The sequence below is a fragment of the Streptomyces sp. NPDC005374 genome (genome assembly GCF_042872225.1).
Lineage (GTDB): Bacteria > Actinomycetota > Actinomycetes > Streptomycetales > Streptomycetaceae > Streptomyces.
The window spans coordinates 37,941-53,549 of the sequence record NZ_JBIAKA010000024.1; the positions used below are offsets into that span (position 1 = coordinate 37,941).

The following is a 15,609-nucleotide window of genomic DNA, read 5'->3' on the forward strand; positions in this document are numbered from 1 at the left end:
TTCGCACCGGGCCCCGTTCCCCTGCGTCGGCGGGGTATCGGTTCGGGGTCGCCGGCGTTCAGTGCGCGTGCGGGCCGCCCGTCGACTGCGGTCTGCTGTGCGGTACGAGGACGAGGGCGACAGCGCGCTCACCGCGGCGGTGATCGCGCTGAGGGTGACCGCCTGATCGGCGGCGGCGTCGACATGTTCCTCGGCCACTACACCCCACGCTCCACCCAGCCGTAGACACCTCGTCACCCCTGCCGGCGCAGCACGGCCCAACTGCCCCAGCCAGCCTGGGCCTCCACGGCGCGCCACTCGCCGGGCAGCGCGGCGGCGACGTCTTCGGCCGGCAGGTACAGCGGGCCGTCCTGGCCGAGCTGGTTGATCCACAACAGCACGCCGTACGGGGTCAGCACTCGGGCGGTCTCCGCGGGGAACAGGAGCATGTCGATCGCGGTGATGACCGCGACCTGGCCGTCGGCCACGGGCAGGGCACTGGCGTCGGCCCGCACGCGCAGCGGTGAGCGGTGTACGGCCTGGTGGAGCATCCGCTCCGAAAGATCCACGCTGATCACCTGCTCGAAGGCGCTGTTGAGGAGCGGGGTGAACAGACCAGTGCCCGATCCGAGTTCCAGGCAGGTGCCGTCCGGGAAGGGGCCGCCCCGGTCCAGGGCGTCGCGCAGCGGATCGTCACGGCCGGTGGCGCGGCTGGTGTCCCATTCGGCGGCCAGTTCGTCGAATTGAGCGGCGATGAAATGGGCGGTGCCGGCGTCCCAGGGGCGACGGCCTGCCGCCAGGTCACGGGCGAAGGCGCGGAAGACCTCGGCCGTCCCGGCGGGCGGAAGGGGCTTGCCGCCCGGGCTGGGCCAGATGCGGGGCAGGGTCGCAGTCACGGCAGACACGGCGCTATTCCAGCAGGGCGGTGGCAAGGGCGGATCGGCCCAGGGGTGGACAGTCAGGGTCCACCCCCGGATGGAGAACGCGTCGATGTGCGTGCTCGACGGCCGATCCGCGAGGGCAGGTCAGGCCCGATAGGCCAGGTTCGCCATCATTCCGGCCTCACCGTGGTAGGCGTTGTGGCAGTGCAGCATCCACTGGCCCGGGTTGTCGGCGTCGAAGAAGACGGACAGTTTCTTCCCGGGCAGCACGATCGCGGTGTCCTTGCGTGGCCCGGAATCGCCGATCTGGTATGTGTGGCCGTGCAGGTGCATCGGGTGCCACATGGCGCTGTCGTTGACGAAGTCGAGCCGTACGCGCTGCCCCTCCCGGACGACGATCGGGTGCGCCCCGGGATCGTTCATGTCGAACGGCGTGCCGTTGATGGCCCAGTTGTACTTCTCCATGCGGCCGGTCAGCTTGATCTGGTGCGTGACGTCGGTCTGGGCGGAGTTCAGCCGCACTTCGTCGGCGGAGCGCAGCTGGGACGCCGTCATGATCATGCCGCCCAGTTCCTTCGGGCGGACCGTCGCTGAGGGCTTGCTCCCCGCGCCGGTCCGCATCAGGGCCAGGCCGCCTGCGTCCTTGCCCTCGGCGAGTGCGACGAGCGGGAAGACGCCGTCCCCGAGGGTGACCAGGACGTCGTAGCGCTCACCCATGCCGACCAGCAGGGCGTCCACCTCCTGATGCCGGACCGGGAAGCCGTCGGTGTGGGTGATGGTCAGCTTGTGGCCGCCGAGGGCGACCCGGTAGGCGGTGTCCGAGCCGGCGTTGACGATCCGCAGTCGCACCTTCTTGCCGGGCTTGCCGGTGTAGACGTCCGGGTCACTCGCCACGCGGCCGTTGATCAGGTGGTACGGGTACTTCACGTCGCCGGCGTCGCCGCCGAGCAGGGCGCTGGTGGCGCCCATGAGCATGAACTTCGTCGACATGTCGCCGGACGAGGAGGCCGAGGCGGAGGGGGACGCGGAGTCACGTCCCATGTCCATCCCGCCCATGTCGTGGCTCTCCGTACTGCTGGAGCTGGGGCTGGGGCTGCTCTCGCCCATGTCCATGCCGCCCATGCCCTGCTTGAGTTCGGCGAAGACCTCGTCCGGCGTGCCGGTGACACCGTCGACCCAGTCGTCGAGGAGGACGACCCACTCGTCGTCGTAGGCGAGGGTCTCCTTGGGGTCCTCGACGATCAGTGGGGCGTACAGACCGCGGTCGAGCTGGACGCCTACGTGCGGGTGGAAGAAGTATGTGCCCGGGACGTCGGCGATGAACTTGTACGTGAAGGTGGAGCCGGCCCGGACGGCGGCCTGGGTGACGGGCGGAACGCCGTCCATATCGTTGCGCAGGGCGACGCCGTGCCAGTGGACCGACGTGGTGGTCCTGTTCGGGAGCTGGTTGGACAGCTCGGCGACCAGGGTGTCGCCGACGGACAGCCGGACCTCCTTGCCCGGGGTACGTCCGTCGAAGGCCCAGGTCTTCGGCATGACCCCGCCGCCCAGGTCGATCACCGCGGACGCGGCGGTCAGGGTGAGCTTCTGCTGCCGTCCGGTGCCGGCCCGCTTCTTCTCGGCGGCGGCGACCTCGGATCCGGAAGGGCCGGCCAGGGCGGCGTTGCCACCGGAGCCGGAACCACTGCTGCAGGCTGCGAGCGCGCCGGCGCCTGCGGCTCCCAGCCCGGCGAGCAGGACGGAGCGGCGGTTGATGCTGTTCATTTTTCGTTGTCCTCTGCTGTGCAACTGCGGATGGGGGCGCGGAGGCACGGCGCGTCGAGCGCCGTGCGGTGCGCCTATATGCGCAGCTGGGAGAGGACGGACAGATCGGGTGGAGCTCGGCTCACGACGGTGCCGGGCGCATTCCCGGACAGCGTCGGCGGGAGGTTCACAGGCGGGGGGACGTCGTTGTGATCCGGTGCGACGAGGTGCACCGAGGAGACGCCGGCCGCGCCGCAGTGCTGCATGCCGGCCCCCGCGCACGTACCGGCGCCGAGATCGTGCGTCGAGGAGCCCGAGAAGGACGGTTGTACCGCGTCGGGCATCCCGTGGCCGGCGTGGTCCGCGGCCTGCATGGCCGCAAGCGACATACCGGGCATCGGGGCGGCCCCGATCGCGGTCACCTCGTGGTGGACGAGCACGGCCAGCACGGCGCACAGGGTGACGACCACCCCGTACGCCCAGCGGACGGCCCCGCCGCCGCGCCCTGCTCGCATCGCCATGAGATCACCTGTGCCGTGCCTGCCGATCAGTGATGCCGCATCTTACCCCCAGGGGGTACCGATCCGCCTCTTGTAATACCCCTATGGGGTATGTCTATATTGGTCGCGCTGGGAGGAGCGGAGACCCTGCCTCGCAGAAGCACCCACCCGTCGAGCACCCGAGGAAGAGAAAATGACCGACCAGAAGAACTCCGGCTCCTGCTGCTCCGCCGACGGTTCCTGCCACTCAAGCGCGACCGATGTCGAGGCCGGCGGGGTGACCGCCGTCTACAAGGTGTCCGGCATGACCTGCGGCCACTGCGAGGGCGCGGTCTCGCAGGAGATATCCGTGCTGGACGGCGTCACGGCGGTCAAGGCTGTCGCCGCCACCGGCGAGGTGCGCGTCACCTCTGCCGTCCCGCTCGACGAGCAGGCCGTCCGCGCCGCTGTCGACGAGGCCGGCTACGAACTCGTCGGCATGATCTGAGCCCCTCACCCGTGGCCCGGCGGCTGCGGGCCACAAAACGTCGTCCCCGCTCCGTTCATACGGACGCCGTACGTCCCGGTCCTCCCAGGAGAATCTCCATGACCAGCACGCGGCGTACCGAGGACCGGCCCCGTCGCTTCCGGGTCTCCTACGTTCTCTACGGCCATCTGCCCATCCCGCGTCGAACAGTCCACGACCAGGTGCCCTTCCCGGAGGTCTGCCTGGGCTGTCCGCGGCAGTGGCGCAGGCACGGCCATCCGCATGGCATTCTGCGCCGGATGGATCTCGGGACAGGCAGACGGTGAGTGCGACACTTCTGGCCGGGCTGCTGCCCCGGGATGCGGAGACCGCCGAGGCGTTCGAGGACCCTCCGGCGGTGTTCCTCTTCCCCGAGGAACAGGCCGTGATTGCGAACGCGGCGGACAAGAGGCGCCGGGAGTTCGCCACCGTGCGGTACTGCGCGCGCCGGGCTCTGACGGCGCTGGGACGGACGGCCGAACCGCTGGTGCCCGGTCAGCGGCGCGCGCCGACATGGCCTCAGGGCATCGTGGGATCCATGACCCACTGTGACGGCTACCGCGCCGCCGCCGTCGCCCGTAGTGCCGACATCGCCTCTCTGGGCATCGACGCGGAGCCGCACGCACCGCTGCCGGACGGGGTCCTCGACGTGGTGGCGCTGCCGCGCGAGCAGTACTGGGTGGCCGAACTGACCCGCCATGCCCCCTCGGTGCACTGGGACCGGCTGTTGTTCAGCGCCAAAGAATCCGTCTACAAGACCTGGTTCCCGCTCACCGGAGAGTTGCTCGGTTTCAAGGAGGCCGAGCTGGAGATCGACCCGCAGGGCGGAGGTTTCCGCGCCAGTCTCCTGCGCGAGGGCCGTGACCGGGAAGGCCGGCAGCTGAGCGCCTTTGACGGACGCTGGCAGGTCATTCGCGGCCTCGTCATGACCGCCGTCGCGTACCGGCCCTGAATGCGCAGCCCGGCCCGCCGGCATCAGCCCCCGGCGCCCGCACGACCGCACATCGGATGCCGGACCGCTGGAGCCGTTCTTCTCGCAGTCCCTGCGACGTGCTCGCCCCGTAGTGAGCCGAAGGGTGCGCCGTCGACAAACGATGGCCCGCGGTGAGCCGGACTGTCGGCAGTGGCGGCGGGAGGACCGGTTCCGGTAGGGCTGTCATGACTGTACGCAGGTCTGCGCCCGCTTGCTTCGGCAACTGCAGCATCCGCTCGTCCGGTTCGTGGACGAGCGGCGCGACGGCCGGCGGCCCGGTGTTGTCTGTGGGCGGACGCGTCACCGCGCGGGAGGTTCCAACTCGTCGAAGAGTGTGAGTGTGACGGCTTTCTCCATGTCCACGGCCAGCTGTGAGGCGAACGCGATGAACGCCTTCCGTTGAGGAACTGCTCCCCGTCCCATCCGGATTCGTCACAGGCGATCCACCGTCTGCTGTCCTGGGCGTCGCAGGTCGCGGCGGTCCTGGTGCAGTGGGTGAACACTTCACTGGTAAGGGGGGCATGGGCCTCATTGTCCGGCTTGCTGCCTGGTGGCCCCCAGCCTGAGCATGCCGCCGGCCCCTCGTGTCCGCATCCGGATCAGCTCGCCCCGTTCGTCACCTTCTCGATGACCCCGAACATACAGGCCCCACAAGCTCGTTGACATCGCACATGTGGTCGCAACGATGCCAGCCACACCCCGTCACCACCGAAACAGCTACGGGGGCGAACGAGGACAGTCCCCGTTCAGCGGTCGGCTTGCCGCAGGCACCGTCCCCTGTCCGTAGTGCTCGGGAGCCGGCGACAGACTGGGCAGTTGCGACACTGTTGCAACAGCGTTGATGCTGCGGTTACGGTCGTTGGCGAAACCTCGGCGAGGCGAATCTCCAAGCCTCGTCGCATCGTTCGATGCAAGGCCCACCGCCGGATGGGCCGTCCGGCGGCCGCCGCAATCCAACTTGCTTACACAGCGCTTCCAGCATGTTTGCCGTGGTCGTACACCGGAGGCCCCGTCGCGCAAAAAGACGTGGGCACCTCCATCGCCAAGTCCTCCGCAGGAGAACCGCACGCGCATCGAAGGGAGACGGAGGCGACGGGCTCGTCTGAGCTCCGGGGCCTCTCACCACTCATGACATCGACACTCGTGAAGGAACCGGTGCAAGGTCGGCTAGCCCGGATCAATGGACAGCTGACGACCGCTGACCGCCGCCGCATCAGCGGGATGGCCGGGTTCATCGCCCTGTTGCACATTGTCGGCTGGGGCACACTCATCCTCTTGGTGGCACCCGAGCACTGGCGGGTCCAGGGTGCTGCCTTTGGTCTGGGCACCGGCCTGCTCGCCTACACGCTGGGCATGCGGCACGCCTTCGACGCGGACCACATCGCGGCCGTCGACAACACCACGCGGAAGCTGATGTCCGAGGGGAAGCGACCGTTGACCGTGGGGTTCTGGTTCTCGCTCGGCCACTCGACGGTGGTCTGCCTGATGACGGTGCTGTTGGTGCTGGGGGTGAAGGCGATCGGCGTTCAGGTCTCGGACGACGATTCGCTCCTGCACAGCGTAGGTGGACTTGTGGGAACCGCGGTCTCGGGCGGATTCCTCTACCTGATCGGTGTGCTCAATCTGATCATCCTCGTGGGCATCATCAAGGTCTTCCGGCAGATGCGCCATGGAGACTACGACGAGGCGGCGCTGCAAGAGCAGTTGGACAAGCGCGGATTCATGAACCGGATCCTGCGGGGACTCATGAACAGCGTCACCGAGCCCTGGCACATCTATCCGATCGGAGTCCTCTTCGGGGTGGGATTCGACACGTTCACCTCGGTGGCCTTCATGGTGCTGGCCGGTTCGGGAATCGCGGCCGGGATTCCCTGGTACGCAGTGATGTGCCTGCCGGTACTTTTCACGGCCGGAATGGCACTGCTCGACACCGTTGACGGAGTGTTCATGAACTTCGCCTACGGCTGGGCGTTCGCCAAGCCGATCCGCAAGGTGTACTACAACATCACGATCACCGGCTTGTCCGTGGCAGTCGCGCTGCTGGTGGGGACCATCGAACTGCTGGCGATCCTGCAGGACCGGCTCGGACTGCACGGCTTCTTCTGGGACGCGGTCGCGGGCGTCGATCTGAACAAGATCGGGTACTTCATCGTGGGTCTCTTCGTGGTCACCTGGGTCGTCGCGCTCGGCGTGTGGAAACTCGGACGCGTCGAGCAGAGGTGGTCCGCAGAGGTGCAGGAGCGCGAGGAGGCGGTGGTACCGAACGGCTGAATGCAGCCTCCAAGGCAACCGCGGAATTACCGCAGTCAAACACCCGCTCACCGCCTGATGCTGCGCGATCGCCGTCGGCCCCTGTCCTCACTCCATTTCCGCCAGCCAGAGCAGTTCGTCCTCTGACAACAGAACATACGGCTTCGCCTGCGCGGGGACCTTTTCCGGAGGCACCAACCCCACTGCGGTGCAGCCGAATTCACTCATGGACGTGTGGACGTGGTACCAGATGCGTCGCAATGCGCCGGCGAGGAATCTCAGGGCCGGCCGCAGAACCGACAAGGGAGGCGTGCGCCGGGGTGGTCTGGATGTCATGCCGTTCACCCTTCGCTCGGTGTCGCGCCGATGGCCTTACGGCGCTGTGCCTGGTGCTGACGGGCGGTGGTTCGGGGGCAGGCGACCATGACTTTCCGGCCCCCGGCATCTGTACACCGAAGGGGGGTTACGGCGCATCGTGCACACCGGAGCCGGCCGTGCGCACCAACGGACAACCTGCCGACGATAGCGACAGTCGTAATCCCATGTAGTCAGAGCGACTTGACAGAGACACCGTGTATTGCAAAAATGGGCGCCCTGACACCCCTTGACCACAGCCGCAGAGATGAGACATCCATGGTTGACCTGCCGACCCATTCCGACGCTACGGACGACGCGGGAGAGCAGACGCTGGTCCGGGGCATGTCGAAGCGGACGCGCATGGTGTTGATCGCTGTCGGCGTGGTGGTGGTCGTCGCGGTCATCCTGCTGCACGTCACCGGCGTCATCGGCGCGTGACCGACACGCCCGACAAGTCTGGAGTTCGTAGATGATCGAGGCGATCGGCCTCACCAAGCGCTACGGCGCGACGCTGGCCGTCGACGACCTGTCGTTCAGCGTTCCGGCCGGCCAAGTGACAGGGTTCCTCGGCCCCAACGGGGCGGGCAAGTCGACCACGATGCGTATGGTGCTGGGCCTGGACACGCCTACCTCGGGTTCGGTGACGGTAGGCGGCAGGCAGTACACCAGCTTCCGCCGCCCCCTGGTCGAGGTCGGCGCACTGCTGGAGGCCAAGGCGGTGCACGGCGGCCGCAGTGCCTACAACCATCTGATGTGTCTGGCGCTCAGCAACGGGATCGGCCGGGCCCGCGTCGAGAAGGTGCTCGAACAGGTCGGGCTGCGCGGCGCCGCACGCAAGCGCTCCGGCGGTTTCTCGTTGGGGATGGGGCAACGCCTGGGCATCGCTGCGGCGCTGCTCGGCGACCCCAAGGTCCTGCTGCTGGACGAGCCGGTCAACGGCCTCGACCCTGAGGGTGTGCAGTGGATCCGCAACCTCCTCAAGTCCCTTGCCGCCGATGGCCGGACAGTCCTGCTCTCCAGCCACCTGATGAGTGAGATCGCGCTGACCGTGGACCGGCTGATCATCATCAGCCGGGGTCGGCTGATCACCGAGACACCGATCGCCGACTTCCTCGTCGGTGGCGAGGGCAGCTTCGTCCGTGTGCGCTCGCCCCAGGCCGAGGGCCTGGCAGCGCTACTGCGCGAACACGGCGCCGTTGTCGATGTCCAAGGCGGCGAAACGCTGCGCATCACCGGGGTCACCAGTGACGAGGTCGGAAAACTGGCCGGTGTCAACGGGGCGACCGTGCTGGAGCTGTCGGTGCACCAGGCGACCCTGGAGGAAAGGTACATGGAGCTCACCGGCGGCTCCGGCGAATATCAGGCAGGCGGGGGCGGACTCGTCCCGGCGCAGAACACGAACTGAGGCCATGACCGTGACAACCCTCGTCGGTCCCACGATCAGCTACGGCAAGACGACCGCATTCGTCAACGCACTACGGTCAGAGCTCCTCAAGATCCGGTCAGTGCCCTCCACTTTCTGGACGCTGGCCTGCGCCGTCGTATTCAACGTGGTCCTCGCCGCTGTCGTCGCCGTTCTCATTCCCGGCAGACTCTCGGCCGCCGACCGCAAAACCACCGACTCGATCCAGCTGAGCCTGGCCGGACTGCACCTGTCGCAGGTCGCCATCGGAGTGCTCGGGGTACTCGTCATCACGAGCGAGTACAGCACCGGCATGATCAGGGCCACACTCAGCGCTGTTCCCAAGCGCAGCAGCGTGCTCTCCGCGAAGGCGGTCGTCTTCGCGGCGGCCGCAGTCATCGGCGGGACGATCTCAAGCTTCGCCGCCTATTTCGCGTTCGAGGCGTTCCTGCCGAGCGACGCCGGATACATGAAGACATCTCTGAGCGATCCGGGCGTGCTGCGCGCCGTCATGGGCGGCGGCCTCTACCTCGCGGTCCTCGGACTGCTCGGTCTGGGCCTCGGGGCAGTGCTGCGGTCCAGCGCAGGCGCCATCGCCGCACTCTTCGGGCTGCTCTTCGTGCCGCAAATCTTCGTCCAGTTGATGCCGGGAAATTGGCGCGACTCGATCGGCCCGTATCTGCTGATGAACGCCGGCAGCGACATCTTCGTCGCCTCGCAGCGGGAAGCGGCAAGCCTGAGCCCGTGGACAGGATTCGGTGTCTTCTGCCTGTACGCGGCCATCGCGCTAACGGCCGGATTCGTCTCGATCACCCGCCGCGACGCGTAGCCGGCGCCGCGAAGTCACCGGCGCATCGCGTGGCGCAACAACCCGTCAGCCGTCCTCCGGGCCGTTCGGCAGGCTGCGCGAGCCCTTCGGTAGCGGGCGGCTGGACTCCCATATCCGTCGCCAGGACGCCGCTGTCCCGGAGCCGGTCGGTCGGGCGACGGCCGATTCCTGACTCTCACGCATTGCGCCGTACCAGCCGAGGTCCTCCTCGTTCCACAGCCGCGCAACGGCCTCGGACAGTCTGCTGCTGAAGTCCCAGGCGCTCTCGCCCTGCTGCGGGTACAGCGGTTGCCCGAATCGGACGGACACCCGTGGCCGGCCCGGTACCGGCCAGCCACGGCCTCGGGGCATGGCGGCGAACGAGCCCCGTACCGCGATCGGGACCGCGGGGATACCGAAGCCGCAGCACAGGTGAGCACTCCCGGCCCGAACCCGGTTCATCCAGCCGTCCTGCGACCGGGTGCCTTCGGGGAAGAGCAGCAAGTGCCAGCCGTCCGCCACAAGTTGCGGAGCAAGGCTCTTCAGCCGATTCGATCCCTTGCGCTCGACAGGGAAGCCGTTGATGGCCAGTGCTGTCACGATGGCGCGCCAGCGGGTATCGAAGAAGTAGTCGGCCGCCGCCCCGACCGCTATCCGGCGCGCGAATCTGCGAGGCAGCGCCCCGAGGATCAGTGGTGTGTCCAGATGGCTGGAGTGGTTCGCCACGAAGACGACGGGGCCGCGCAGCTGTTCCAGCCGTTCAACGCCTTCGATGTCGGGGGCGCAGACCGACCAGGTAGTCGGTTTGAGCACTCCGCGCTGCAGCCCGAAGCGCACCGCACCAGCGACGGGCGTCCTCGCCCAGGCGGTGGGGAACCTCTTTCGAGGCGGCGTCTCCTCCCACTGCTCGGCGGAACGAGGCACCCGTGCCCGGCCGAGCCAGTCCCGGCTGTAGGCGATGAGCCGGACGCCCCCGACGATCCCCGTCGCCCCCTTCGCAGCGCGGCTCATCGGACGTCCGCCAGCGCCAGCGGCGGGCTGTGATGGTACGTGATGGACGGACTCGACCCGACCGTTTCCCGTGCCATCTCCAGGGCGTCATTGAGGGTGCTGGCGGTGCGGAACCCCAGCCGGGTCGCGGCGCTTCGGTCGGCGCCGACGAAGATGACGTCACCGAGGTGCTGGAGCGCGTGCGCGCCCCAGTACCACATGTACAGCGGGTGGACTCCATGGTAGGCGTGGCTGGTGCGGTACAGGTGGGTATACCAGGGGTCGGTGGCGAACTGCTCCTCGTACTTGGCCTCGATGACGGCCGGGTCCTTCGTCCGGGAGAGCACCGACTCGTAGAAGTCGATGTAACTCGGGTGGTGGACGGGATGGAATTCCTCGGGCATCGGGTGGTAGAAAATTCCGACGCCGCCCTGGCGGACGATCGGCTGATTCCGGTACAGATTGAAGAAGTACCCCAGGCCCAGGGACATCACCAGGATCGGATTCATGATCGAGTTGACGTTGTAGGGGCAGATGAACGGCAGGCCCCAGATGCCGATGTCGCTCTGGCCGTCGACCTCCGTCAGCTGCTGGCGGTGGACGTTGGTGAGCGTGTGCGGATGGACGTCCGCAGGAGCGCCGGCGTGGACCCCGGTGATTCCGTAAGGCGAATAGCTGCGCTGCCACACCTGCCGCCGCAGCTTCGTCGGGGCCATGCCGTTGGCTTTCCGGAACGCCAGGTATGCCGCCTGGTCGGCCAGTGACCACTCCCATTCCCGCTTGTTCATGAAGCCGACCTGCGGGGGGTAGGAATTGCCGTTGACCGTCGACTCGACGGTGAAGACTTGCACCTCGCGGCCCAGGACCTCGGTCATCCGGTCATAGGAGTGGTGCATCGCGGAACGCGGCGGGTCGTTGAAGGAACGCGATTGCTGCAGTGTGTGGACGTTGTGATGGTGCCGCAGGCTCCGGTAAGAAGCCAGCCCGACCGCAACCGACTTGCTGCCCCCGTTCATGCCGGTGAGGGTGATGTTCACGTAGACGATCAGGTCGCTCTCGGCGGCGCGCCGATTGATCTCGACGACCTCGCCGTGGCGGGTCGTCCCGAGTTCGGTGAGATTCGCACGGTCCTCCGCGTCGTGGTTGCGCAGGTGCCCGGGGAAGAAGGACCGGAACACCCGGTCGCCGACGGTTCGTTTGAGTTCGGCGGGCGTCATCCTGCGGTGCAGTGAGTTGGCTGCCAGCAGTTCCACGTCGTCCACTCCGGCCGCGGCGGCGAGTTCCAGCACCTGCTCGATGATCCGCTGCCGCATATCCGGTGTCTGCATCTGCGGCAACGGCAGGGAGATGTCGTCGAAGACGATCGTCAGCCGCATCCCCGGGCGCAGCAACGTCGGCAGCGGGTCCTGACCGTGCGGGTGCAGCAGCGCGTGGCGGATTGCGGCGTTGACATCCCTGATACCCGGCAGCGAGTCGGGCGGGTAGATGACCCGGGTGCCCAGTGGAAACCGCTCCAGCCGTGCTCCCTCACCTTCGTTGACCAGCAATGCCGGTGTGCGTTCGTCGACTTCGAGCACAAAGCCCGGTCTGCCCACTTGGTGCTCCTAGCTCAGGTTCGGATCGAATGCGACTTTGACGGTGCCGAGCCGGCCTGCCGCGAGCGCGTGCCCGATCGCTTCCCGCCAGCGGGACAGCGGGTAGACCGAGTCGACGTACCCGGCAAGCGGTGCTGCCTGGCCGGCCAGGCGAACAGCTTCTGCGAAATCCGGGGCCGTGCTCGGTGTCCCCCCGCCTCCACCGCCGTTCGAGGCGTAGGAGCCGATCAGGTTCAATTCCCGGAACCACACCGGAGTCAGGTCGACCGCCCCGGACGGCATCCCCGACATCACGACTGTTCCGCCGGCGCGCACGGTGCGCAGGGCCGTGTCGAGGCCGTTCGCGCCGCCGGTGCAGTCAAAGGCGACATCGACTCCGCCCAGCAGGAATTCGGCGCCGATATCGGGGTGTTCCAGTGACCCACCGGTCACCATGCGCAGGGCTCTGGCGGTGCGGCGCACACCGAACGTCTCGGTCGCCCCCAGCGCCTCGGCCTTCGCCTGTTGATGGGGGTGCTTCGCCACCACGTACACCGGGCCGGCCGCGGTGAACTCCCGCAGCGCCAGAATCGTCAGCAGCCCAACCGTGCCGGCGCCTACCACCAGGACCGAGGCCCCGGGCGGGATCGACACGCGCCGCACCGAATGGACGGCGCAGGCCAGCGGTTCCACGAGTACGGCGCTGCGGTCGTCGAGTGTGTCGGGAACTGCGTGCAGTTGGGAAACGTGCGCGAGTACGGACCGGCTCCAGCCGCCGCCGGTGTCGGTGCAACATCCGGTCTGCAGTCCGGCCTTGAGCGCACCGGTGGTGACGTGTTCGCAGCGGTTCGGCCGGCCTGTCCGGCACTGGTGGCATGGCGGAGTGGACCGGGCCGCGCACGACAGAACGGGGTCGACGACCACCCGGCTGCCCATGGGGAGGCCGGGAGCGTCTTCGAGGGACTCCGCCACGATCTCGTGCCCGGGGACGAAGGGCAGCGAGGCCATCGGACCCAGATACGGCGAGGAGCGTCCGCTGAGCAGTGCGAGGTCGGACCCGCAGATCCCGGAGAGCAGGGGTCGCAGCCGCACCCAGTCGGGCCCGCTCCGCTGCGCTGAGGGCCGGTCCACCAGGCGGATCGGGGAGACCGAGCCGGCCACGGCGCCGGTGAGGCGTCCGCCGACACCGGTCGCGGTGATGCCGCGGGCGGCGAGGTAGCGGACGGGCGAGCGGTAGAACTCCAGTGCCTGGCTCATCGTGCCCCCGTCGGCGTCCCCGACAGAGCGGTCATCGCCGCGTCGATCCGCCCGCCGGTGTGTGTGCCCCATTCCTCGATCCGCCAGGCGCGTCGCGTCGCGTGCCGGTTCAGCCGCTGGTCCGGGTTGATCGCCACCGGTGTGCCGACCAGTTCGAGCAGCGGGCAATCGGAGAAGCTGTCACCGTAGGCGTAGGAGCGTTTCAGGTCGATGCCGGCTGTGTCGGCGTATCTGCGCGCCCATGCCGCCCGTGCCTCACCGACGACCGGCGGGGTCTCCAGGAATCCGGTCAGTATGCCGTTGCGTACCTGGAGCCGGCTGGCCGCGATCTCGTCGAACAGCGGGCCGAGCGGTTCCACGAGGAGGTCGGCGGTGCCGGTGATCAGGATGGTGCGGTGGCCCGCCGCCCGGTGGGCGCGGATCCTGCGGATCGCCTCGGGGAAGGAGCGGTGCAGCAGTGCGTCGCCGATCCGGTGGCGGACCAGGTCCTTCAGCTCGGCCTCGGAGCAACCGGCGTAACGCCTCATGAAGGACCTGACGAAGTCCCCACGGTCGCGCCGCTCGGCTTGGAGGTACCCGGGCACCGACAGTGCTAGCGAGGCCAACTCCCCGGCCCAGGAGGACCGTGAGCTGCCGACGAGCCGGGTCCACAGAAACACTTCGACGAGGTTGGAGGCGAGTACGGTTCCCTCCAGGTCGAACAACGCGGCGATGTCCCTGCCCTCGGGCAGCACGTCCTGGGCCGGACGTCGCCTCCGGGGCCGTGCGGTGCGTCTGGCCACAGCGGTGACCGCCGGGCAGTACACCTCACGAACGTAGTGCGGCCAGGAAATCTCGGCCACGTCGAAGCCGGCGCCGTCCGGCGGCTGTGCTCGGTGCAGGGCGATGACGTTCCGGTCGTCGTAGAAGGCTTCGACACCTCCGTAGCCGCCGTACAGATCGAGCAGACGTCTCAGAGACTCGGTGAGCTGGGAGTCTGCGCGGACCTTGTCGAGCCAGTCCCTGGTGCGGGCCGTCGTCGGCAGCTTCAGGAGAGTCCGGTCGACGAGCCGCGCCGCGCGCTCGCCCGTTCTGAGTGTCCGTTCCACTGCGGCAGCCCCGGGGAAGCGCCAGGTGGGCACCTTCACATGCCCGCGTCCGCCGTCGGGAAGCGGGTGCTCCCCGAAGTAGCCGGACACCTCCAGGTGCAGGTCCCGCTGGGTCAGCGGATTGCGGGCGCCGGTGCCGATGTGGAAGTACGCGGGCCGTGCCGGCTCAGCAGGGGTGGCGGCCACCGCGAGGGCGGCAGCGGTGACGAAGTCCACCGGCACGATGTCGATGACGCTTTCCGGATGGACGGGGAACTCGGGGATCTCGCCCCGTCCGTAGGCCAGGATGATCGGGTCCATCATCTTGTACGACTCGAACCAGCCTGGGTACGGGAGTCGCAGTGCGGCCTGCACAATCGTCGGGCGCAGCACGGACACCCGCAGGCCGGCTGTACGTGCGTACTCCTCGGCGACCCGTTCGCCGAGTGCCTTGGTGAATGTGTAGATGTCCGTCCAGCCCAGACTCTGGCCCCGCAGGCGTCCCGCCGCGACCAGGCGGTCGTGCACCCAGCCACGGCGGGCCCGCTCGGCCGCGTCCGCCGTCGCGGCCGATCCGGCCTTGCCGTGCTCGGTACGGGCCGCGTCGAGCAGTGACTGCAGGACTCCGGGAGCGCGTGACAACTGTTCGGCCTCCTCGCGTGCGGAGAGGGCATGGTGCAGCTCCGACTTCCAGTCGATGTCGTGCTCCAGGGCCTGTTCGGCGACGATGCCCTTGCGTAGCGCCGAGACGTAGGCCGTCGACACGTGGACGACATGCGGTTTGGACGACGACGCGGCGAGGGCTTGGTAGAGCTCGGAGGCGCCCAGGACGTTGATCCGGAACGCCTCGTCGATCGGCGGGTCGAACGACACGGTGGACGCGCAGTGCAGGACCGTGGTCAGGGTGCCGGGCAGCGCCGGCATCCCTGTCCCCAGGTCGCCTTCCAGGCAGTCCACCCGTTCGGCCAGCGCGGTCTGGACCCCGGCGTAGCCGATGCGTTCCCGCAGGGTCCGAAAGACCGGTTTGCGTGCGAGCCCCGCCAGCCGTTCGGCCGCCGAGACATTGCCGCGCCGCCGGATCAGGACGGTGACCCGGGTGTCCGGGTGCTCGATGAGCAGCCGCTCCAACATCGCCTGGCCGAGAAACCCGGTCGTGCCGGTCAGCAGGACGTGGCTGCCGATCGGACCGGACTCGGCTGTCGGCGGATTCCCGTCCCGGGCGGATGGCGCCACAGCAGAACCTCCATACGGATTCCGAGGGGATGACACGGTGCGGTGGACGGGCTGGCCGCGCGAAGCAGGTGAGCCGCCCATGTGCGGTTC

14 protein-coding genes are annotated in these 15,609 nt (G+C 68.3%); 7 read left to right on the forward strand and 7 right to left on the reverse strand.

The window, feature by feature from the left end:
- Positions 1 to 233 precede the first annotated feature (233 nt).
- The 3 genes from ACFYRX_RS41870 to ACFYRX_RS41880 all read right to left on the reverse strand — a co-directional run bounded on the left by ACFYRX_RS41870 (position 234) and on the right by ACFYRX_RS41880 (position 3,124).
- Complete coding sequence (locus ACFYRX_RS41870) at positions 234 to 884, reverse strand: class I SAM-dependent methyltransferase (protein ID WP_389112020.1); 651 nt, start codon at positions 882 to 884, stop codon at positions 234 to 236.
- Positions 885 to 1,004: 120 nt separating this feature from the next.
- Positions 1,005 to 2,624: a multicopper oxidase family protein gene (locus ACFYRX_RS41875; RefSeq protein WP_389112021.1), complete on the reverse strand. Its 1,620-nt coding sequence runs from the start codon at positions 2,622 to 2,624 to the stop codon at positions 1,005 to 1,007.
- Between the two features lie 74 nt (positions 2,625 to 2,698).
- Positions 2,699 to 3,124: a hypothetical protein gene (locus tag ACFYRX_RS41880; RefSeq protein ID WP_389112023.1), complete on the reverse strand. Its 426-nt coding sequence runs from the start codon at positions 3,122 to 3,124 to the stop codon at positions 2,699 to 2,701.
- A 172-nt stretch (positions 3,125 to 3,296) separates the two neighbouring features.
- On the opposite strand from ACFYRX_RS41880, the gene ACFYRX_RS41885 reads away from it, so the two are divergent.
- The 7 genes from ACFYRX_RS41885 to ACFYRX_RS41915 all read left to right on the forward strand — a co-directional run bounded on the left by ACFYRX_RS41885 (position 3,297) and on the right by ACFYRX_RS41915 (position 9,419).
- Entirely contained in the window at positions 3,297 to 3,590 is a 294-nt protein-coding gene (locus tag ACFYRX_RS41885) for a heavy-metal-associated domain-containing protein (RefSeq protein WP_389112025.1), read from the forward strand.
- A 98-nt stretch (positions 3,591 to 3,688) separates the two neighbouring features.
- On the forward strand, positions 3,689 to 3,895 hold the full coding sequence (locus tag ACFYRX_RS41890) for a hypothetical protein (RefSeq protein WP_389112027.1): 207 nt from the start codon (positions 3,689 to 3,691) through the stop codon (positions 3,893 to 3,895).
- Positions 3,892 to 4,560 (forward strand): 4'-phosphopantetheinyl transferase, encoded by a 669-nt coding sequence (locus ACFYRX_RS41895; protein WP_389112029.1) that lies wholly within the window; start codon positions 3,892 to 3,894, stop codon positions 4,558 to 4,560. Before ACFYRX_RS41890 ends, ACFYRX_RS41895 begins: the two co-directional genes overlap by 4 nt.
- 1,242 nt (positions 4,561 to 5,802) lie before the next feature.
- Positions 5,803 to 6,852 carry a HoxN/HupN/NixA family nickel/cobalt transporter gene (locus ACFYRX_RS41900; RefSeq protein ID WP_389112163.1) on the forward strand — a complete coding sequence of 350 codons (1,050 nt, stop codon included), beginning with the start codon at positions 5,803 to 5,805 and terminating at the stop codon, positions 6,850 to 6,852.
- Between the two features lie 612 nt (positions 6,853 to 7,464).
- Positions 7,465 to 7,626, forward strand: coding sequence for a hypothetical protein (locus ACFYRX_RS41905; protein ID WP_389112030.1), 162 nt, complete (start codon positions 7,465 to 7,467; stop codon positions 7,624 to 7,626).
- Between the two features lie 31 nt (positions 7,627 to 7,657).
- The gene (locus ACFYRX_RS41910; protein ID WP_389112032.1) at positions 7,658 to 8,593 is read left to right on the forward strand and encodes an ABC transporter ATP-binding protein; all 936 of its coding nucleotides are present in this window, start codon (positions 7,658 to 7,660) and stop codon (positions 8,591 to 8,593) included.
- A 4-nt stretch (positions 8,594 to 8,597) separates the two neighbouring features.
- Positions 8,598 to 9,419 carry an ABC transporter permease subunit gene (locus ACFYRX_RS41915; RefSeq protein ID WP_389112034.1) on the forward strand — a complete coding sequence of 274 codons (822 nt, stop codon included), beginning with the start codon at positions 8,598 to 8,600 and terminating at the stop codon, positions 9,417 to 9,419.
- 45 nt (positions 9,420 to 9,464) lie between these two features.
- Here the strand turns inward: ACFYRX_RS41915 and ACFYRX_RS41920 are convergent, their stop codons facing one another.
- From ACFYRX_RS41920 to ACFYRX_RS41935, 4 genes are read right to left on the reverse strand one after another with little or no spacing between them, the layout of a single operon-like run.
- Positions 9,465 to 10,409 carry a lysophospholipid acyltransferase family protein gene (locus ACFYRX_RS41920; protein ID WP_389112035.1) on the reverse strand — a complete coding sequence of 315 codons (945 nt, stop codon included), beginning with the start codon at positions 10,407 to 10,409 and terminating at the stop codon, positions 9,465 to 9,467.
- Positions 10,406 to 11,983 carry a lactate racemase domain-containing protein gene (locus tag ACFYRX_RS41925; RefSeq protein WP_389112037.1) on the reverse strand — a complete coding sequence of 526 codons (1,578 nt, stop codon included), beginning with the start codon at positions 11,981 to 11,983 and terminating at the stop codon, positions 10,406 to 10,408. Before ACFYRX_RS41925 ends, ACFYRX_RS41920 begins: the two co-directional genes overlap by 4 nt.
- 9 nt (positions 11,984 to 11,992) lie before the next feature.
- Positions 11,993 to 13,219: a zinc-binding dehydrogenase gene (locus tag ACFYRX_RS41930; RefSeq protein ID WP_389112038.1), complete on the reverse strand. Its 1,227-nt coding sequence runs from the start codon at positions 13,217 to 13,219 to the stop codon at positions 11,993 to 11,995.
- Positions 13,216 to 15,519 (reverse strand): HAD-IB family hydrolase, encoded by a 2,304-nt coding sequence (locus ACFYRX_RS41935; protein WP_389112040.1) that lies wholly within the window; start codon positions 15,517 to 15,519, stop codon positions 13,216 to 13,218. The genes ACFYRX_RS41930 and ACFYRX_RS41935 overlap by 4 nt, the downstream gene beginning before the upstream one ends.
- Positions 15,520 to 15,609 lie beyond the last annotated feature (90 nt).